Annotated in this window: 16 protein-coding genes and 1 riboswitch; of the genes, 8 read left to right on the top strand and 8 right to left on the bottom strand. The window is 72.3% G+C overall.

Translation table 11 applies throughout. From position 1 onward, the window contains the following. Window positions 1-213: 213 nt before the first annotated feature. Window positions 214-1,554: a PrsW family intramembrane metalloprotease gene (locus ABGB06_RS37235; RefSeq protein WP_347599330.1), complete on the top strand. Its 1,341-nt coding sequence runs from the start codon at window positions 214-216 to the stop codon at window positions 1,552-1,554. Window positions 1,555-1,787: 233 nt separating this feature from the next. Here ABGB06_RS37235 and ABGB06_RS37240 read toward each other — a convergent pair whose 3' ends face one another. Next, window positions 1,788-3,086, bottom strand: a complete 1,299-nt coding sequence (locus ABGB06_RS37240; protein ID WP_347599333.1) for a hypothetical protein — start codon at window positions 3,084-3,086, stop codon at window positions 1,788-1,790. A gap of 300 nt (window positions 3,087-3,386) precedes the next feature. Between ABGB06_RS37240 and ABGB06_RS37245 the strand changes: the two genes are divergently transcribed. Next, window positions 3,387-3,965 carry a hypothetical protein gene (locus ABGB06_RS37245; RefSeq protein ID WP_347599336.1) on the top strand — a complete coding sequence of 193 codons (579 nt, stop codon included), beginning with the start codon at window positions 3,387-3,389 and terminating at the stop codon, window positions 3,963-3,965. A 47-nt stretch (window positions 3,966-4,012) separates the two neighbouring features. Next, window positions 4,013-4,915 carry a restriction endonuclease gene (locus ABGB06_RS37250; RefSeq protein WP_347599339.1) on the top strand — a complete coding sequence of 301 codons (903 nt, stop codon included), beginning with the start codon at window positions 4,013-4,015 and terminating at the stop codon, window positions 4,913-4,915. Here ABGB06_RS37250 and ABGB06_RS37255 read toward each other — a convergent pair. Together ABGB06_RS37255 and ABGB06_RS37260 are read right to left on the bottom strand one after the other, a co-directional pair. Next, window positions 4,890-5,177: a glutaredoxin domain-containing protein gene (locus ABGB06_RS37255; RefSeq protein WP_347599342.1), complete on the bottom strand. Its 288-nt coding sequence runs from the start codon at window positions 5,175-5,177 to the stop codon at window positions 4,890-4,892. The two genes, ABGB06_RS37250 and ABGB06_RS37255, sit on opposite strands and share 26 nt — an antisense overlap. Before the next feature lie 11 nt (window positions 5,178-5,188). Beyond that, the gene (locus tag ABGB06_RS37260; protein WP_347599345.1) at window positions 5,189-5,617 is read right to left on the bottom strand and encodes an ATP-binding protein; all 429 of its coding nucleotides are present in this window, start codon (window positions 5,615-5,617) and stop codon (window positions 5,189-5,191) included. Window positions 5,618-5,773: 156 nt separating this feature from the next. Between ABGB06_RS37260 and ABGB06_RS37265 the strand changes: the two genes are divergently transcribed. After that, window positions 5,774-6,667 carry a helix-turn-helix transcriptional regulator gene (locus ABGB06_RS37265; RefSeq protein ID WP_347599348.1) on the top strand — a complete coding sequence of 298 codons (894 nt, stop codon included), beginning with the start codon at window positions 5,774-5,776 and terminating at the stop codon, window positions 6,665-6,667. Between the two features lie 11 nt (window positions 6,668-6,678). Continuing rightward, window positions 6,679-6,882, top strand: a complete 204-nt coding sequence (locus tag ABGB06_RS37270) for a DUF397 domain-containing protein (protein WP_347599351.1) — start codon at window positions 6,679-6,681, stop codon at window positions 6,880-6,882. Here the strand turns inward: ABGB06_RS37270 and ABGB06_RS37275 are convergent. Beyond that, window positions 6,866-7,306 carry a nuclear transport factor 2 family protein gene (locus ABGB06_RS37275; protein WP_347599354.1) on the bottom strand — a complete coding sequence of 147 codons (441 nt, stop codon included), beginning with the start codon at window positions 7,304-7,306 and terminating at the stop codon, window positions 6,866-6,868. The genes ABGB06_RS37270 and ABGB06_RS37275 overlap by 17 nt on opposite strands. A gap of 296 nt (window positions 7,307-7,602) precedes the next feature. Between ABGB06_RS37275 and ABGB06_RS37280 the strand changes: the two genes are divergently transcribed. Together ABGB06_RS37280 and ABGB06_RS37285 are read left to right on the top strand one after the other, a co-directional pair. Then, on the top strand, window positions 7,603-8,553 hold the full coding sequence (locus ABGB06_RS37280) for an amidohydrolase family protein (protein WP_347599357.1): 951 nt from the start codon (window positions 7,603-7,605) through the stop codon (window positions 8,551-8,553). 36 nt (window positions 8,554-8,589) lie between these two features. Beyond that, window positions 8,590-10,101, top strand: a complete 1,512-nt coding sequence (locus tag ABGB06_RS37285; RefSeq protein WP_347599360.1) for a hypothetical protein — start codon at window positions 8,590-8,592, stop codon at window positions 10,099-10,101. Here the strand turns inward: ABGB06_RS37285 and ABGB06_RS37290 are convergent. Further along, window positions 10,098-10,556, bottom strand: a complete 459-nt coding sequence (locus ABGB06_RS37290) for a protein phosphatase (protein ID WP_347599362.1) — start codon at window positions 10,554-10,556, stop codon at window positions 10,098-10,100. The genes ABGB06_RS37285 and ABGB06_RS37290 overlap by 4 nt on opposite strands. Window positions 10,557-10,605: 49 nt before the next feature. Here ABGB06_RS37290 and ABGB06_RS37295 point away from each other — a divergent pair, with 49 nt between their 5' ends. Then, entirely contained in the window at window positions 10,606-11,235 is a 630-nt protein-coding gene (locus ABGB06_RS37295) for a disulfide bond formation protein DsbA (RefSeq protein ID WP_347599365.1), read from the top strand. Between the two features lie 31 nt (window positions 11,236-11,266). Here ABGB06_RS37295 and ABGB06_RS37300 read toward each other — a convergent pair whose 3' ends face one another. From ABGB06_RS37300 to ABGB06_RS37310, 3 genes are all read right to left on the bottom strand, one after another. Beyond that, window positions 11,267-11,674 carry a nuclear transport factor 2 family protein gene (locus tag ABGB06_RS37300; protein WP_347599367.1) on the bottom strand — a complete coding sequence of 136 codons (408 nt, stop codon included), beginning with the start codon at window positions 11,672-11,674 and terminating at the stop codon, window positions 11,267-11,269. A 121-nt stretch (window positions 11,675-11,795) separates the two neighbouring features. Beyond that, entirely contained in the window at window positions 11,796-12,779 is a 984-nt protein-coding gene (locus ABGB06_RS37305) for an aldo/keto reductase (RefSeq protein WP_347599370.1), read from the bottom strand. 168 nt (window positions 12,780-12,947) lie between these two features. After that, entirely contained in the window at window positions 12,948-14,345 is a 1,398-nt protein-coding gene (locus ABGB06_RS37310) for a M23 family metallopeptidase (protein ID WP_347599373.1), read from the bottom strand. 7 nt (window positions 14,346-14,352) lie between these two features. Then, window positions 14,353-14,520: riboswitch (cyclic di-AMP (ydaO/yuaA leader) on the bottom strand. Window positions 14,521-14,650 lie beyond the last annotated feature (130 nt).

Here is a 14,650-nt window from a genome sequence, read left to right on the forward strand (position 1 = left end):
CCCAGCCGGCCTCGCGTTGCCTACGGCGGCGGGTGCGCGCCCGCGCCGTGCCCCGGATGACCTGCGGTGCGTGAGGCGCCCGGGCCGCCCGTCCGACCTGCCCCAACGACCCTCCGCCGATGCCGGCTTGCCCGCCCGCGGTCCCCGGAAGGTCGACCAACCGACACGCTGGTCTCCCTGTTGGCCCGGCGCACCGCACCGTAAGGTCGAAGGGTGCGCCCCCACGTCCCCCCGCACGGCGCTCGCCGCCGGCTGTACGCCACCGCGGGCATCGGCGTGCCGTTAGCGCTGTGCGGGCTGCTGGTGTTCGCGCTGGTGTGGCGGGAGACGGGTGGCGACGGCTTCTGGCTCGGCCTGGCGCTCGCCGCGCTGCCCGTGCCGTTCCTGGTCGGGGTCTTCCGCTGGATGGACGGCGTGAGCCCCAAGCCGTGGCGCCAGCTGACGTTCGCCTTCGCCTGGGGCGCGTGCGCCGCGACGCTGGTCGCGCTCGTCGTCAACGGGCTGCTGGTGCAGCTGCTGACCGGGGAGCAGGCGCTGCTCGCGCCGGCGCGCAGTGCCCCGTTGAGCTCCCTGGAGCTGACGGTCATCGCCCCCGTGGTGGAGGAGGCGGCGAAGGCGACGGCGGTGCTGCTGCTGTTCCTGCACCGGCCGCACGCCTTCGACGGCGTGCTGGCCGGCATCGCCACGGCGGGCATCACGGCCACCGGCTTCGCCTTCACCGAGAACGTGCTCTACCTGGGCAGCGCGGTGAACCAGGACCGGCTGACGGCCGCCGGCACGCCGGGCGACGGCGCCGGCGTGGACACGGCGACGCTCGGCACGTTCTTCGTGCGGGTGCTGCTGGCCCCGTTCGCGCACCCGGTCTTCACGGCGCTGACCGGCGTCGGCCTCGGCGTGGCGGCGGCGCTGGCGCGCCGTCGGCGGGTGTGGCGGGCGGTGCTGCCGCCGCTGGGCCTGGCGGCCGCCATGGGCCTGCACTCGGCGTGGAACGCGTCCACCTCGCTGCCGTTCCTCGGCTTCGCCGCGGTCTACGTGCTGCTGATGATGCCGGTGTTCGGGCTGCTGTGCTGGCTGGCGATATGGACGCGGCAGGGCGAGCTGCGGGCCGCGCGCGACACGCTGCCGCAGTACGCGCGGGCCGGCTGGTTCGGCGCCGCGGAGCCGGCCGCCCTCGGCTCGACCCGGGTCCGGGCGCTGGCCCGGCGGCAGGCGCGGAAGGACCACGGCTGGGCGGGCGTCCGGGCGGTCGCCGGCTACCAGTCGGCGGCCACGTCGCTCGCGGTGCTGCGCCGCCGCGTCGAGCGCCACGGCACGGCCGATCCCGACTTCCCGGCCCGGGAGCACGCGCTGCTCACCCGACTGTGGCTGCTGCGCCCCGTCGCGGCCCCGGCCCTGGCCACGGCCGCCGCGCAGGCGGCGGCCCTGACGGCGACCACGGCACACGACTGGGACGACCCGGACGAGGTGGACGAGGCCGACGAGGCCACCGACGGGACGGACGAGGGTGCCCGGGAGCCGGACCGGAGCGGCGACCGCACGGACTCGGCGGCCTGAGCGGCCAGCTGAGACCCCGCACCCCGACACGGGCCGGGTTCCGCTGCCCCCGCGCCGAGGCGCCGGGGGTTCGCCACGCCGACGCGCAAGCGACCGGGCCAGCCGGAACCGACCGGCGCCGTGCGCTACCGCCCTCCAGCACCCGCGCGACCGCGAGAACCAGCCGCCTGGGGCGTACGCGCGCGGGCGCGCCGAGCCCGCGCAGCGAACACCGAGGGGCCAAGCGGCAAGCGCTAGCGCAGCGACACCCGGAGTCCGTTGCTGGTGCGGGCGTGGGAGAGGACCCACTGGCGCTCCTCGGCGCGCAGCTGGTCCGGCAGCGTGAAGCCGATGAGGTCGAGACGCGGGCTGACGTCCAGGAAGTCCAGCAGCCGCGCCACCGTGAAGCCGGTGCTCGCGTCCGCCGCCCAGCGCGGCTCGCCGATCAGCGCCGGGTCGCGCAGCGGGCGGCTGAGGCTCCGGTCGCCGACGTACGTCTGCGCGCCCGGCACCAGCCGGTGCCGCACCGCGTCCCGCCACTGCACCGGCTTGTCGCCGAACACCAGCCGGATCTCCGCCTTCCGGCGCCAGCCCGTGCCGCCGCTGCGGTGCGAGACGGCGTGCAGGTGCAGCGCCTTGCCGGTGCCGCGCCAGTGGCCCGTGGGGAACGAGTCGAGCCGCACCACCACGTCGTACGCGTCGATCTCCTCGCCCAGGTCGCTCTCCGCGACCGCCTCGGCGTTCGCCACCACGCACACGCTCCGGCCCTTGAGCTGGGAGCGCAGCGGGCCGACGCCGAGGGGCTCGCTGCCGCCGAGCAGCGGGTCGTCCATGGCGCCCGCGGCCGCGAGCCGGGTGTACGTGCCGTACGCCGCCGCCAGGCGCTGGCTGTCCGGGTCGGCGGCGCCGTGCCGCGCGAGCCGCCGCTCCACGGTGGTGGCCAGCGCGTCCTGGAGCTCCTCCGGCGGCAGTTCCGTCAGCCGGGCCTCCGGGTCGATCTTGCCGGCCGTGGCCACCGCGCCCCACTTGTCGCGCAGCAGCACCAGCCGCTTGGCTATCGGGTCCCCGCCGTGCCCGTTCGCGGTGGCCTGGGTGGCCTGGCCGGCCTGCTGCCGGCCCTTGGCCGGCCCGCCGCCCACGCCCGCCTTGCCGCCGCCCTTGCCCCCGGCACGGCCTGCGCCGCCTGCGCTGCCGCCGCCGAGCGCCTGGTAGCGCTCGAACGCGTCGATCGCCTCGCGATCCCGCCCCAGCGCGTCCAGTGCCTCCCCGCGCAGCCGCCACGCGCCCTTCGACCGGCTACGCAGGGCCACGGCGGCGTCGCCGGCCCGACGCGCCAGCTGCGGGTCCTCCGCGTCCAGGGCGGCGCGCCCGACCTTGAGCAGCGCCTCGAAGCACCGGTCGGCCTCCGGCTCGGGCGCGGTGTGCTCGACGATCAGCGTGCCGATCGCGGCAACGAGTTTCGTTCTCTTCGGCCCCTGCGGCTTGTCCAATGCCGCGAGGTAGGCCGCGTACTCCCGAACGCAGGCGTTCAACAGGTCCTCCGCACGCGCCACGCTGCCGGGCCGTAGCCTGGCCAATCCCGCTGCCCAGGGCTTTGTCATACCCAAGACTGTGCCCCATCGACGCGGTCCGGTCGTGACTTGAAAGCATTATCAAGGTGAACACTATCTGACAATGCGGACGGTAACGAGAAGACCGAGGAGCCGACTCCGCGGGAGCCGCCGGAGCGGCCGGGAGGCGCCACAGGCGCGTTCACCTGCCCCCTCCCACCCCCTAGCGCAACGTGCCCACTGACCGTAGCGTCTTCCTCACACGCCGCCGTGGTTCGGCGGTCGGAGGAAGCGCGAGGTTCCATGTTCACCGAGCATCAACAGCAGCTTCGGGAACGTTTCCAGGCGGCTCCGGTCAGCCCCGCCCCGCCACCCTGGCGTCCGGTCTTCCAGCCGGTCACCACCCTCTCCATCGGGGGTCTGCTCGGCATCGGCTTCGCCCCCGACCCGGCCTCCGGACGAGACCTGCTCATGGTCGTCTCGCAGGGCGGCCACGGCGTCTTCGACGCGGCCACCGGCAAGCTGCTCGCCCGCGACCGCGACCCCGACCCGGACGTCACCGAGCCCGCCGGCCCGTACCTGACCGTTCCAGGCCTCGGCCCGCTCGCCGACGACAAGGTCCGCATCGCCGGCATGCACGGCGGCGGCCTGCACACCACCACGGACGACGGCTGGACCCTCGACGTGGTCAGCCCGGACTGGCCCCACGCCCGCGTCCTGCTCTCCAACGACGGCGGCCTCTGCCACGGCCCGGTCGGCACCCACTGGTGGCACATCCACCACGCCACCCACTCCCCCCTCCGCGCCGCCGGCTTCTCCCCCACGGGCCAGACCCTCGCCATAGCCACCAGCACCGACCTCACCCTGCTTGGGCGGCCCTGACGGCTACAGTCCTGCACACCGTTGATCGCGACCGCAGGAGCTGATGCATGATCGACATCCCGTTGGGCGAGGAGATCAAGAGGGCAGCTATTCACTCCCAGTACGGAGGGAACGGACGGGGAGGCATCAGCCCTCTCGCCAACCATCCCGCCGTCCTGCTCTTCTCTAATCCCAGCAACGGAGTGCAGCACGGCTACCAAGATCGCTGGGGGGCGGACGGTTGCTTCCACTACAGCGGGGAGGGCCAGACTGGCGACCAGGTGATGAAGAGTGGCAACCGGGCGATCCTGCGTCACAAGGAAGACGGCCGCGAGTTGCACCTCTTCCGGTCCACTCGTCGCAGCTTCGTCGAGCGGGTCGGTCGCTTCGAGGTGGATGAAGAGGAACCGTGGTACTTCGACGACGCCCCTGGCCGGGATGACGTCATCCGTCGGATGATCGTCTTCCGCCTCAAGCCAGTCGCAGAAACGCTTCCTCCCAGCGGTCCCTTTGTGTCGGCGCCCAGCGCGGATCCGCAGGTCGAATTCAGCCCCGTCGAGGAACATGTCGCGGAGGCCAGCACCACCGTAGAGGCCAGATCGTACGAGACCCGTCGGCGTGAGGCGGAGCTACGGACTCGCTACCGCGCTCATCTAGAGGGCTTGGGGCACGAGGTGAAGAGCCAGAAGATAACTCCACCCGGCGAGAGGCGCCCGCTGCGCACCGACCTCTTCGACGTGACGACGAACGTTCTGGTGGAGGCCAAGAGCAACGTCACCCGCGAGGCAATACGCATGGCTGTAGGCCAACTTCTGGACTACAGCCGCTTCATCACGCCTCGGCCCAAGCTTGTCGTGCTCGTGCCTGACAGACCGCGTGCGGATCTGTTGGACTTCTGCGCTGCGATCAACATCGCCACCGTCTGGGAGACGGACGAGTCCTTCGTCACGCACGACCCGGAGGCTGCTTGAGGAGGTGGGGGGCGTGGGTGTTGATGGCTTGGAGCAGACGCTTCTTTGAGGGGTTGACCATCGGGTGGCCGGCCACGGTCACGGTGGGGACGGTTTCGTTGCCGTCGGCCACGGAGCGGACGAAGGCGGCGGCGTCCGGGTTCTCCCAGATGTTGATCTCGGTGCGGCGCAGCTTGAGGCGGCGCAGGCGTGCTCGAAGGAGCATGCAGTACGGGCATCCCGGGCGCCAGTAGACGACGAGGGCGTCCTCTCCGTTGGTCATAGCGCCGCAGCCTAGGTGGTCAGGGCGAACCAGACGGTTTTGCCGGAGGGGTGGGCGCCGCCATGGAGGTTGTAGCCCCAGCTTGAGGCGCAGGTCTGGAGGAGCAGGAGGCCGCGGCCGCGTTCGGCGGTGGGGAGGAGGGGCGGGTCGTGCGGCGGGCTCGGGAGGTGGTGCGGGTCGGTGTCGTAGACGGCGACCCGGAGCCCGGTGGGCCGGATGGTGGTGGTCAGACAGACGAGCGCCGAGCCGGTGTGCTCGTGCGCGTTCGTCACGACCTCGGAGACGAGCAGCTTCGCCGTGTCCAGCTCGACGGGACACGCGTTGTAGGTGACGAGCCAGGCGACGTGCTCGCGCGAGAGCTTGGGCGCGTCCGGGGTGTTGAGCGTGATGAAGCGGTAGGTGCGGACCTCCGGGAGGCCCGTCAGCGCGGCAGTGGTCATGGCGGACCCCTCTGTTCGCAGCGACCGGAGGTTTCAAGCTAGAGGAAGTTTTGCGTGCCATGCAACGCTGGTTGCGAAGTTCACCGTTGTGGGTGACTTTGCTGGATTGGGGGCGACGGTGGCGGCACACTGATGCCGTCCAGGGGAGGTACACGGATGGGACTGCGCCCGAATCCAAGTCAGCGACAGCGTCGTTTGGGTCTTGAGCTGCGCAGGCTGCGCGACGAGAGAGGGCTCACGGCAACGAAGGCGGGAGGCGAGATCGGCCTCAGTGCGGCTCATCTGAACCACATCGAGGCAGGCCGGACGGCGATTCAACCCGTCAAGCTCCGCGCCCTGGCGGACGTCTGTGGTTGCAAGGACGAACGCCTTATCGATGCTCTTATCGCCATAAGTCAGTCGAACGGACGTGGCTGGTGGTCCGAGTACAACCATCCGCCTCACAACGACGATGCCCGCGACCTCGCGGAGTTGGAGAGCATGTCGGTCAGGCACCGCGCCTTTCAGTGGGTGCTGGTGCCGGGCATGCTCCAGACCGCCGAGTACATGCGGGCGCTCTTCGAGAGTGGTGAGCCGGACGCGTCCCCCGAGGACCAGGAGGCGTTCATCGACTTCCGGCTGCGACGGCAGCGTGTCCTCACAGAGGCGAGGCCGCCCGAGTTCCATGCGGTGATTCACGAGGCGGCGCTACGCATGGAGTTCGCGCAGCGGGGAGTGATGGAGCGGCAGATCGAACATCTCATCGAGATGACGCGCAAGCCGAACATCCAGGTGCAGTTGCTGCCGTTCCGCGCGAACGTCAACCAGGTGCGCTTCACCTGTTCGTTCGACTGCTACGACTCCGCCGTGTCCGAGCTCAGCACCATCTACGTCGAGCATCCCGCGCAGTCGCCGTTCGTGACGGACCAATCCAACCTTGCGCAGTTCTCGGATGCGTTCACCAAGTTGAGTGCCCTCGCGCTGCCTCCCGTTGATGTCGAGGCCGGAAGTAGTATCCCCACACGGAGAGACTCACTCGGACTGATCCAGCATCTGCTGTACGACCTTTGAGAGGCACGCCCATGTCCCGGCCCGCGTGGCAGAAGTCGAGCTTCAGCGGTTCGGGGGGCAATGGTGGGTGCCTCGAAGTGGCGGCCTCCCCGGAGGGGTTGTTGTTGCGGGAGAGTGAGGAGCCCGGGGTCGTGTTGGGTACGCGGGCGGGGCGGGTGGCGGCTCTGCTGTTCGCGATCAAGGCCGGTGGGTGGGTGGCTAGTCGGCCGGGGTGAAGGCCTGGGCGACGGAGAGGCTGTCCTCGTAGATGTGGAACCGGGTGATGCGGCCGTCCTCGACCGTGACGTGGAGGGCGAACCAGGCGGTGTAGGCGCGGCCGGTGGGGCGGGCGGTCTGGCGGATCTCGCCGAGGACGACCGCGTCGGTGTCGTCCACCAGGATGCGCTCGACCTGGGTGTCCACCGATTCCGGCACGTGGTGCTCGGCGATCTCGCGGAAGTTGGCCGCCGCCTCGGAGCGGGTGGTGCGGTGGCGGATCCACGGGGTGGGGCTGCCGGCCCGGCCGTGTTCGGACTCGGGCCAGTCCAGCCGCCAGTCCACGGTCTCGGCGAACAGTTCGGCGATGCGGTCGGTGTCGCCCGTGCCGATCCGGCTGAGCAGGTCCATGACGGTGTCGCGGGTGGTCTTCGGCGTTTCCATGGTCACAGTCTCGCGGGCGCGACGAGGCGGCGCGATTACCTCCGAGGTCATGTCCGCAGGCTCCTAGGGGCGGGCCCGGAGATATCCCCGATCCCAGGTGGGGGGTGGTGATAGTCGACGCTGACTCCTGTTAGGTGTAGCTGACAGGTCAAGGCGTCACGACGGATGGGAGAGGGCCGATGGGGCAGACGGGGCCGAGCCGGCGGGGTGTTCTGGCGGCGACCGGGGTGGGAGCCGTGGTCGCGGCCGGTGGGGCGGCGTACGCCACTTCCTCGCGAGAAACGCGCGGCGGGCGGGTGGACGTGCATCACCACGCCGTTCCCGAGGAGATGCGGGAGTGGGCCGTCGAGATGGGCTTACTGCCCGAGGAGGGCGGGCCGACCTGGGCGCAGTGGACCCTGGAGAGCACGCTGCGGACGATGGACGACAACGGCATCGCCGTCGGCATCGCGTCGGCGCCGGTGCCGTCCGAGGCGTTCCGGGACCGGGCGATGGCCGAGGAGGGCGTCGCCGTGTGCAACGAGTCGCTGGCCGCGCTCGTCGCGGGCCACCCCACCCGGTTCGGCTTCTTCGCCAACGTCGCCACGTTCCACGTCGAGTTGGCGATCGAGCAGGCGACACACGCACTGGATGAGCTGCACGCGGACGGCGTGTTGCTGATGACGACCACCGGCGACTGGTACCTCGGCGACCCGCGGTTCGACCCGCTGCTCGCCGCGTTGAACGACCGCGGCGCCGTCGTCTTCGTCCACCCCGGCGCGTTGCCCGAGGGCACCACCGAACTGCACCCGAAGGTGCCCGACTTCATCGGGGACTATCCGCTCGACACCACCCGGGCCGCGCTGAACCTGGTGGCCTCCGGCGCCCTGGACCGTTTCCCTGACCTGTCGATCATCCTCTCCCACGCCGGCGGCTTCCTGCCGTACGCGGCCGGCCGCGCCGAGTCCGCGGGGCGGCAGGGTGAGGGCCCGGATCCGGCGGCGGTCGCCCGCGCGGTGCGCCGCTTCTACTACGACACCGCGCTGCCCATGTCCCCCTACGCCACGCCCACCCTGCTCGCCGCGGCCGGTAGCGGGCACATCCTGTACGGCAGCGACTGGCCGGCCAGGCCCGCGGACGAGGTCGGCACGATCACCGAGGCGTTGGACGCCGATCCGTCGCTCGACGACCGGGCGCGGCGACGCGTCAACCGCGACAACGCGCTGCGGCTCTTTCCGCGGCTCGCGTCACGGGTTGCCAACGACTGAGTGTGGGGGCGGAGTTCACCTCCTAGGGTGAACACCATGCTGCACGAACCCCTCAGGAAAGCACTGCTCTCCGTCGCCGTGACGGCCATGGTCACCGGGTCCCTCGCGGCCTGTGGCTCTGAGTCGGAAGGCGCATCGAACGACGCCTCCGAGGAGCCGGCTCCGGCCCCGGAGGAGGGATGTCGCGGCGCGTCGCCCGAGGAGGCGGCGCACCAGCGCTTCCCCGACTTCAACGGGGACGGCCACGCGGACCTGGCCGTGCCGGCGCGGCTCAGCACCGTGGACGGGATGGAGCGGGCCGGCGCGGTGTCCGTGGTCTACGGCTCGGAGAACGGGCCCGACACGGAGAACCCGCAGGTCATCAGCCGGGCGACGGAGGGCGAGCTGGGTGAGCTCGCGGCACGCGGCACGGGCTTCGGGGATGACACCGTCGCTCGGGATCTGGACGGCGACGGGTTCTCCGACCTGGCCGTCACCCTGTTCCAGGACCGATCGACGACGGTCGTGTTGTGGGGCTCGGAGGAGGGCCTGACGAGCGGCACGGAGCTGAACGGCGGCGACGGTCTGGACGGCGGCGACTTCGACGGGGACGGGCAGGCCGACCTGCTGCTCGGCAACGCCTACGACACCGGCGCGCAGGACGGCGACGGCCTGACCGTCCTCTACGGCCCGCTCGACCGCGACGGCGGGACGGCCCGGCGGGACTCGTTCGGCGGCGGCATGAACTTCGGTGCGGACTACGTGCCGCAGGAGACGATCGTCGGCGACCTGAACGGCGACGGCCGGGACGATCTGGTCACCAGCCAGGCGTTCGAGGAGATGCAGGAGCACGGCCGGTTCTACCCGGGCGGCGCGGAGGGCCTCAGCCAGGACTACCGCGACCTGGACACGTACAGCGCGAACGGCGTCGTCGCCGACGTCAACGGGGACGGCTGCGGGGACCTCGTGGTCCGGGACGTGACCATGGTGTCGGAGGTGAGCGACACCCAGGAGGGCGAGGTGCGCGTGCTCCTCGGCTCGCCGTCCGGGCCGAAGAAGAGCGGCGAGCCGATCACCCAGGAGACGGTCGGTCTGGAGGGCGCGGAGGGCGACGAGTTCGGCGCCGCGCTCGCCGCGGGCGACGTGAACGGCGACGGCTTCGCGGACGTCGCGGTCGGCACCCCGGGCGAGGAGGGGGAAGCGGGCGCGGTCACGCTGCTGATGGGTGGCGAGGACGGCCTCACCGGCACGGACGCGCCGACGTTCGGGCAGGGCCTTCCTGATGTGCCGGGCGAGGACGAGCCGGGCGACCGCTTCGGCACGGCGCTGTGGCTGGCGGACATGAACGGCGACGACCGTCCGGAGCTGGCCGTGGGCGCCCCCGGCCAACGCGACGGACAGGTCGTGGCCGGCGCGGTCTGGGTGCTCGGCGATCCGGCGGCGGGATCGGAGGAACTGGAGGTGACCGCCTTCGGCCCGGGCGACCTGGGCGCGCCGACCGAGGGGTCGGACGGCAGCACGGGTTTCAGTCCCGAGGGGACCGGTTTCGGGGAGAGCTTCGGAGGCTAGTCGGGCTCGGGCGCGGCGCCGACGTCGTGGGGGAACCGCGCGACGTAACGGCGCTGCCACGGGGTCTCGACGGCGCGGGGCGCGTAGTGCTGGCGGACGTACCCGACGGCCTGGTCGGCGGGGACGCCGTCCAGCACGGCTATGCAGGCCAGCGCCGTGCCGGTGCGGCCCTGGCCGCCGCCGCAGGCGACCTCCACGCGCTCGGTGGCGGCGCGGGTCCAGGCCTCGCGCAGCGCCAGCCCGGCCTCCTCACGGTCGGCCGGCAACCAGAAGTCGCGCCAGCGCAGCCATCGGGCCTCCCAGTCGACGGGCGGCGGCTGGTGGCCGAGCAGGTACAGGGCGAACGTCGGCGGCCCGCCCTCGGGCATGGGCCGGCGCAGGCCGCGCCCGCGGACCAGCCGGCCGGAGGGCAGGCGCAGCACGCCGGGGTCGGTGGGTTCCCAGGAGGACAGCACGCCGCGAGTGTAGTCACGAGGACCGACAACGGGTCACAGGAGGAGCGCGATGACCGACGGGCGACGGATCGCGGACTTCTGGTTCGACCCCTCCTGCCCCTACACCTGGGTGAGCTCGCGGTGGCTGGTCGAGGTGACACGGGTGCGACCGGTGGTGGTGCGCTGGCACGTGATGAGCCTGGCCGTGCTGAACGAGGGCCTGGATATCGATCCGGAGGACCCGGAGGGCGAGTACGCCGAATGGGGCGACTACCTGTGGCGCCCGGTGCGGGTGTGCGCCGCCGTCGCCCGGGAGCACGGACAGGCGGCGCTGGGGCGGCTGTTCACCGAGTTGGGCGTTCGGATGCACCAGCGGGGTGAGTGGGATGCCATACCCGGGGCGCTGGCGGAGGCGGGCCTGCCCGCCGGGCTGGCGGAGGCGGCCGACTCGACGGCGTACGACGCGGCGGTGCGCGCCTCGCACCGGGAGGGCATCGGGCTGGTCGGCACGGACGTGGGCACCCCGGTCCTCGCGGTCAGCCGTCCCGGCAGAGGGCGCGCGGCCATCTTCGGCCCGGTGGTGGCGCCGGCGCCGCGTGGCGAGGCGGCGGGCCGGCTGTGGGACGGCGCGCTGCTGCTGGTCCAGGAGCCCGCGTTCTACGAGCTCCGGCGCGGCCGGCCGGCGGAGCCGCCGAGCTGACCCGGCCGGGCCGCGCGCGTCCCGCTCCCGGTCAGGGCTGGCGGCCGAGGGGGGTGCGGCGGGCGGCGACCCTGCGGTAGGCGATGCGCCAGCCGTCGCGGGTGCGCACGATGTCGTCGTCGTAGGTCACGCTGCCGCAGGTGCCGTCCGCGTTGATGCCGATTCCCTTGGAGCGGGCCCGAACCCGGTCCGCGCCGACCTCGGTCAGCACGAGGTTCGTGACGTGGTGGCCGACCGGGTTCAGGTCGCCGAGCGCGAGCGCCGCCTGACGGAGCTCGTCGATTCCGCGCAGCGGCTCCTGGCCGAGGTCGGTGACGTCGTAGACGACGTCCGGGGTGAACAGCTCGTCCAGCCGGTTCAGCTCGCCGCCGTCGATCAGGTGACCGTGCAGGTAGACGAGTTCGGTGATGGCCGTGCGGTCCTCCGCGGGCAGTGCCATCGGCGTCAGCTCCCTTCCGGGTCTTTCCGGGATTCTTCCGGGTTCTTCCGGGCTTCTTCCCGAGTCTTCCGTGCCTGTGGTCCCGCAACACTAGTGCGGACGGGGCGCGGACCGGAGGGAGTCAGGCGGACTGGGCGGGGTCGCTGGCCGCGTTGAGGGTGTCGAGCTCGGCCTGGGTCAGTGTGAGGTCGGCCGCGGCCAGCAGGGGCGGCAGCTGTTCGGGGGTGCGGGCGCTGGCGATGGGCGCCACGACGGTGGGCTGGGCGGCGACCCAGGCCACCGCGACGGTGGCCGGTTCGACGCCGCGGGTGCCGGCCACCTCGTCCAGCGCGGCGAGCACCCGCCGGCCGTGCTCGCTGGCCAGGAGTTCCGCGGCCCGCCCGGAACGCGCGCTGCTGACCTCCGTGTCCGGGCGGTACTTGCCGGTCAGGAAGCCGGAGGCGAGGGCGGGGTAGGGCACCACGGCCAGGTCGTGGCGGGCGGCGACGTCGGCGAGCGCGCCCTCGTAGCTGTCGCGGGAGACGAGGTTGTAGCGCGGCTGGAGGGCGACGTAGGCGGCCTTGGACTCGCGGGCGGAGAAGTCCAGGGAGGCGGCGAGCCGGGCGGCGGAGAGGTTGGAGGCGCCTGTCTCCCGCACCTTGCCGGCCCGGACCAGCTCGTCGAGCGCGGTGACGATGTCCTCGACCGGCACGCTCTCGTCGTCGAAGTGCGTGTAGTACAGGTCGATGTGATCGGTGTTCAGCCGACGCAGCGACTCCTCGGCGGCACGCTTGATGGTGGCCGGGGCGAGGCCGCGGAAGTCGGGATGGGCGCCGACCTTGGTGGCGATGACCGCGTCCTCGCGGCGCCGGCCGCGACGGGACAGCCAGCGGCCGATGATCGTCTCGGACTCACCCCCCTCGTTGCCGGCAACCCAGGCGCTGTACGAGTCGGCGGTGTCCACGAAGGTGCCGCCGGCCGCGGCGAACGCGTCGAGCACCGCGAACGACTCGGACTGGTCGGCGGTCCAGCCGAAGACGTTGCCGCCCAGGCAGAGCGGGGAGACCCGGAGGGAGCCGACGGACGACCGCGGAGCGTGCCGAGGGGAGTGGAGATCATCGACCATGGCCGGAAGTCTACGTCCGGCGGCCGGATCCCACTCTGGTCCGCCCTCGGTCCGCCCTCGGTCCGCCCTCGCTCCGCCCTCGCTCCGGTCCGAGCGCAGGCGAAGGCCGACGGCCCTGGCGTCGGGGGGAGCCACCAGGACCGCCGGCGTCTGGGGGAGCCGCTCGGCTCAGACGGTCAGGCCCTTGTCGCGCAGCCAGGCCAGCGGGTCTACGGGGTCGCCGCCGCCGGGGCGCACCTCCAGGTGCAGGTGCGGTCCGGTGGAGTTGCCGGTGGAGCCGACCAGGCCGATGGTGTCGCCGGTGGTGACCTCCTGGCCCACGCCGACGTTCATCGAGGACAGGTGGCAGTACCAGACCTCGGTGCCGTCCTCCAGCTCCACGATGATCCGGTACCCGTAGGAACCGGCCCACGCGGCCTCGGCGATGACGCCGGTGTGCACGTTCTTCACGGGGGTGCCGGTGGGGGCCGAGAAGTCCTGCCCCGTGTGGTCGGCGGCCCACAGCGAGCCGCTCTCGCCGAAGTAGGAGGAGAGGCTGTAGTCGGAGAGCGGGAGGGTGTAGCTGGCGCGCAGCTCGGCCAGCCGCTCGGCCTCCTCGCGCTCCCTCCGCTCCTGCTCGGCGGCCTCGCGCTCGGCCTCCGCCTGGGCGGCGGCCTCGTCGGCGGCGCTGGCCTCGGCCTCGGCGAGCGCGGTCCGCAGGGCCTCGTCGGCGGCGTTGGTCTCCTGCTGGTCGGCCTGCTGGAGGATGCGGGCGCGCAGCGCCTCGCCGGCGTCGGACCGGCCGGCCTCCATGTCGGCCTCGGTGATGCCGGCCGTGGTGAACGGCGCCTGGGCCACCATCTCGGTGACGGAGTCGGAGGTGCCGGACTCGGAGCCGTCCTCCGCGCCGCCGGGCACCAGGTCGCCGATCAGCGGCAGGCTCTGGGGTATCGAGCGGACCTTGTCGGCGGCACCGTCCAGGCCCGGCACGGAGCCCGCGCCGTCCTCGTGGGCGGTGGCCATGCCGCCCGCGCCGACCGCGGCGATCACGCCGACGCCGAGCACGGCCCGGCTGCGGGCCATGGTGCCGCCGCGCTGGCGGGCGACCCGGTGCCGGCCGCGGAGCGGGCGGATGCTGTCCTCGCTCGGGTTCCACTCGCCGGTGTCGCCCGCGCCCGGGCCGTCGGGGCCCACGGGGCCGAACGCCTCGACCGGCCCGTAGTCCTCGGCGGCCGCGAACGCCTCGGCGGGCGCCGCCGGGTGGACGGGGGTGATCGGCGAGATCGGTGAGATCGGGGCGACGCCCTGGGGACCGCCCGGATACGTGGGCTGGGAGTACTCGGGGTACTCGGCGTGGCGGAGGCCGTGCTCGCCGAAGGGCGGCGTCAGGCCGGCGTCGCCGCCGAACGAGGTGTCCGCCAGGTTCGGTCCGAGACCCGCGAACTCGGCGGTCATCGCCGGTGATTCCGGGGCCTGTTGTGGGTAGTAAGCAGGAGTGCCGTAGGCGTGGGCGTAGGGGTCGTCGTGCGCGATGTCGCGCGGATCCGCATAGGTGTCAGCCAGGGCGGCATACCGGTTCGACGCCACGGAGGCGCTCTCCTTTCCTTCCTTCGCCTACCGGGTTAGCTGACGGGTTCGGAGCAGGAAGGTCTCCTACGGGTTGAGGCGGTTACCCAGCCTCTGCCCGATTCACCCCATATGGTGGTTCCCCGGTTCCTTGGTGCAGTTGTGACGCACACGCCGGATTCGGCGACGAAGCACGGCGCCGTCCTTGCGACGGCGGTGACGACCGCGCTGCGTTATCGAACGTTAATAGACGCCCTCACGGAATTCCAAGTGTCTGCGGGAAATAAAACCCGTGCGAGGCGCGGGACTTTAGGGAACCAAGGCTG

The sequence above is a fragment of the Streptomyces sp. B6B3 genome (assembly GCF_039871525.1).
Taxonomy (GTDB): Bacteria; Actinomycetota; Actinomycetes; order Streptomycetales; family Streptomycetaceae; genus Streptomyces.

Bases quoted from the DNA above. Each gene is read 5' to 3' on its own strand.
- ABGB06_RS37250 (WP_347599339.1), top strand. From the start codon at position 4,013: ATGATCGACATCCCGTTGGGCGAGGAGATCAAGAGGGCAGCTATTCAC.
- ABGB06_RS37305 (WP_347599370.1), bottom strand. From the start codon at position 12,779: ATGGTCGATGATCTCCACTCCCCTCGGCACGCTCCGCGGTCGTCCGTC.
- ABGB06_RS37270 (WP_347599351.1), top strand. From the start codon at position 6,679: ATGTCCCGGCCCGCGTGGCAGAAGTCGAGCTTCAGCGGTTCGGGGGGC.
- ABGB06_RS37245 (WP_347599336.1), top strand. From the start codon at position 3,387: ATGTTCACCGAGCATCAACAGCAGCTTCGGGAACGTTTCCAGGCGGCT.
- ABGB06_RS37260 (WP_347599345.1), bottom strand. From the start codon at position 5,617: ATGACCACTGCCGCGCTGACGGGCCTCCCGGAGGTCCGCACCTACCGC.
- ABGB06_RS37295 (WP_347599365.1), top strand. From the start codon at position 10,606: ATGACCGACGGGCGACGGATCGCGGACTTCTGGTTCGACCCCTCCTGC.
- ABGB06_RS37285 (WP_347599360.1), top strand. From the start codon at position 8,590: ATGCTGCACGAACCCCTCAGGAAAGCACTGCTCTCCGTCGCCGTGACG.
- ABGB06_RS37255 (WP_347599342.1), bottom strand. From the start codon at position 5,177: ATGACCAACGGAGAGGACGCCCTCGTCGTCTACTGGCGCCCGGGATGC.
- ABGB06_RS37275 (WP_347599354.1), bottom strand. From the start codon at position 7,306: ATGGAAACGCCGAAGACCACCCGCGACACCGTCATGGACCTGCTCAGC.
- ABGB06_RS37300 (WP_347599367.1), bottom strand. From the start codon at position 11,674: ATGGCACTGCCCGCGGAGGACCGCACGGCCATCACCGAACTCGTCTAC.
- ABGB06_RS37265 (WP_347599348.1), top strand. From the start codon at position 5,774: ATGGGACTGCGCCCGAATCCAAGTCAGCGACAGCGTCGTTTGGGTCTT.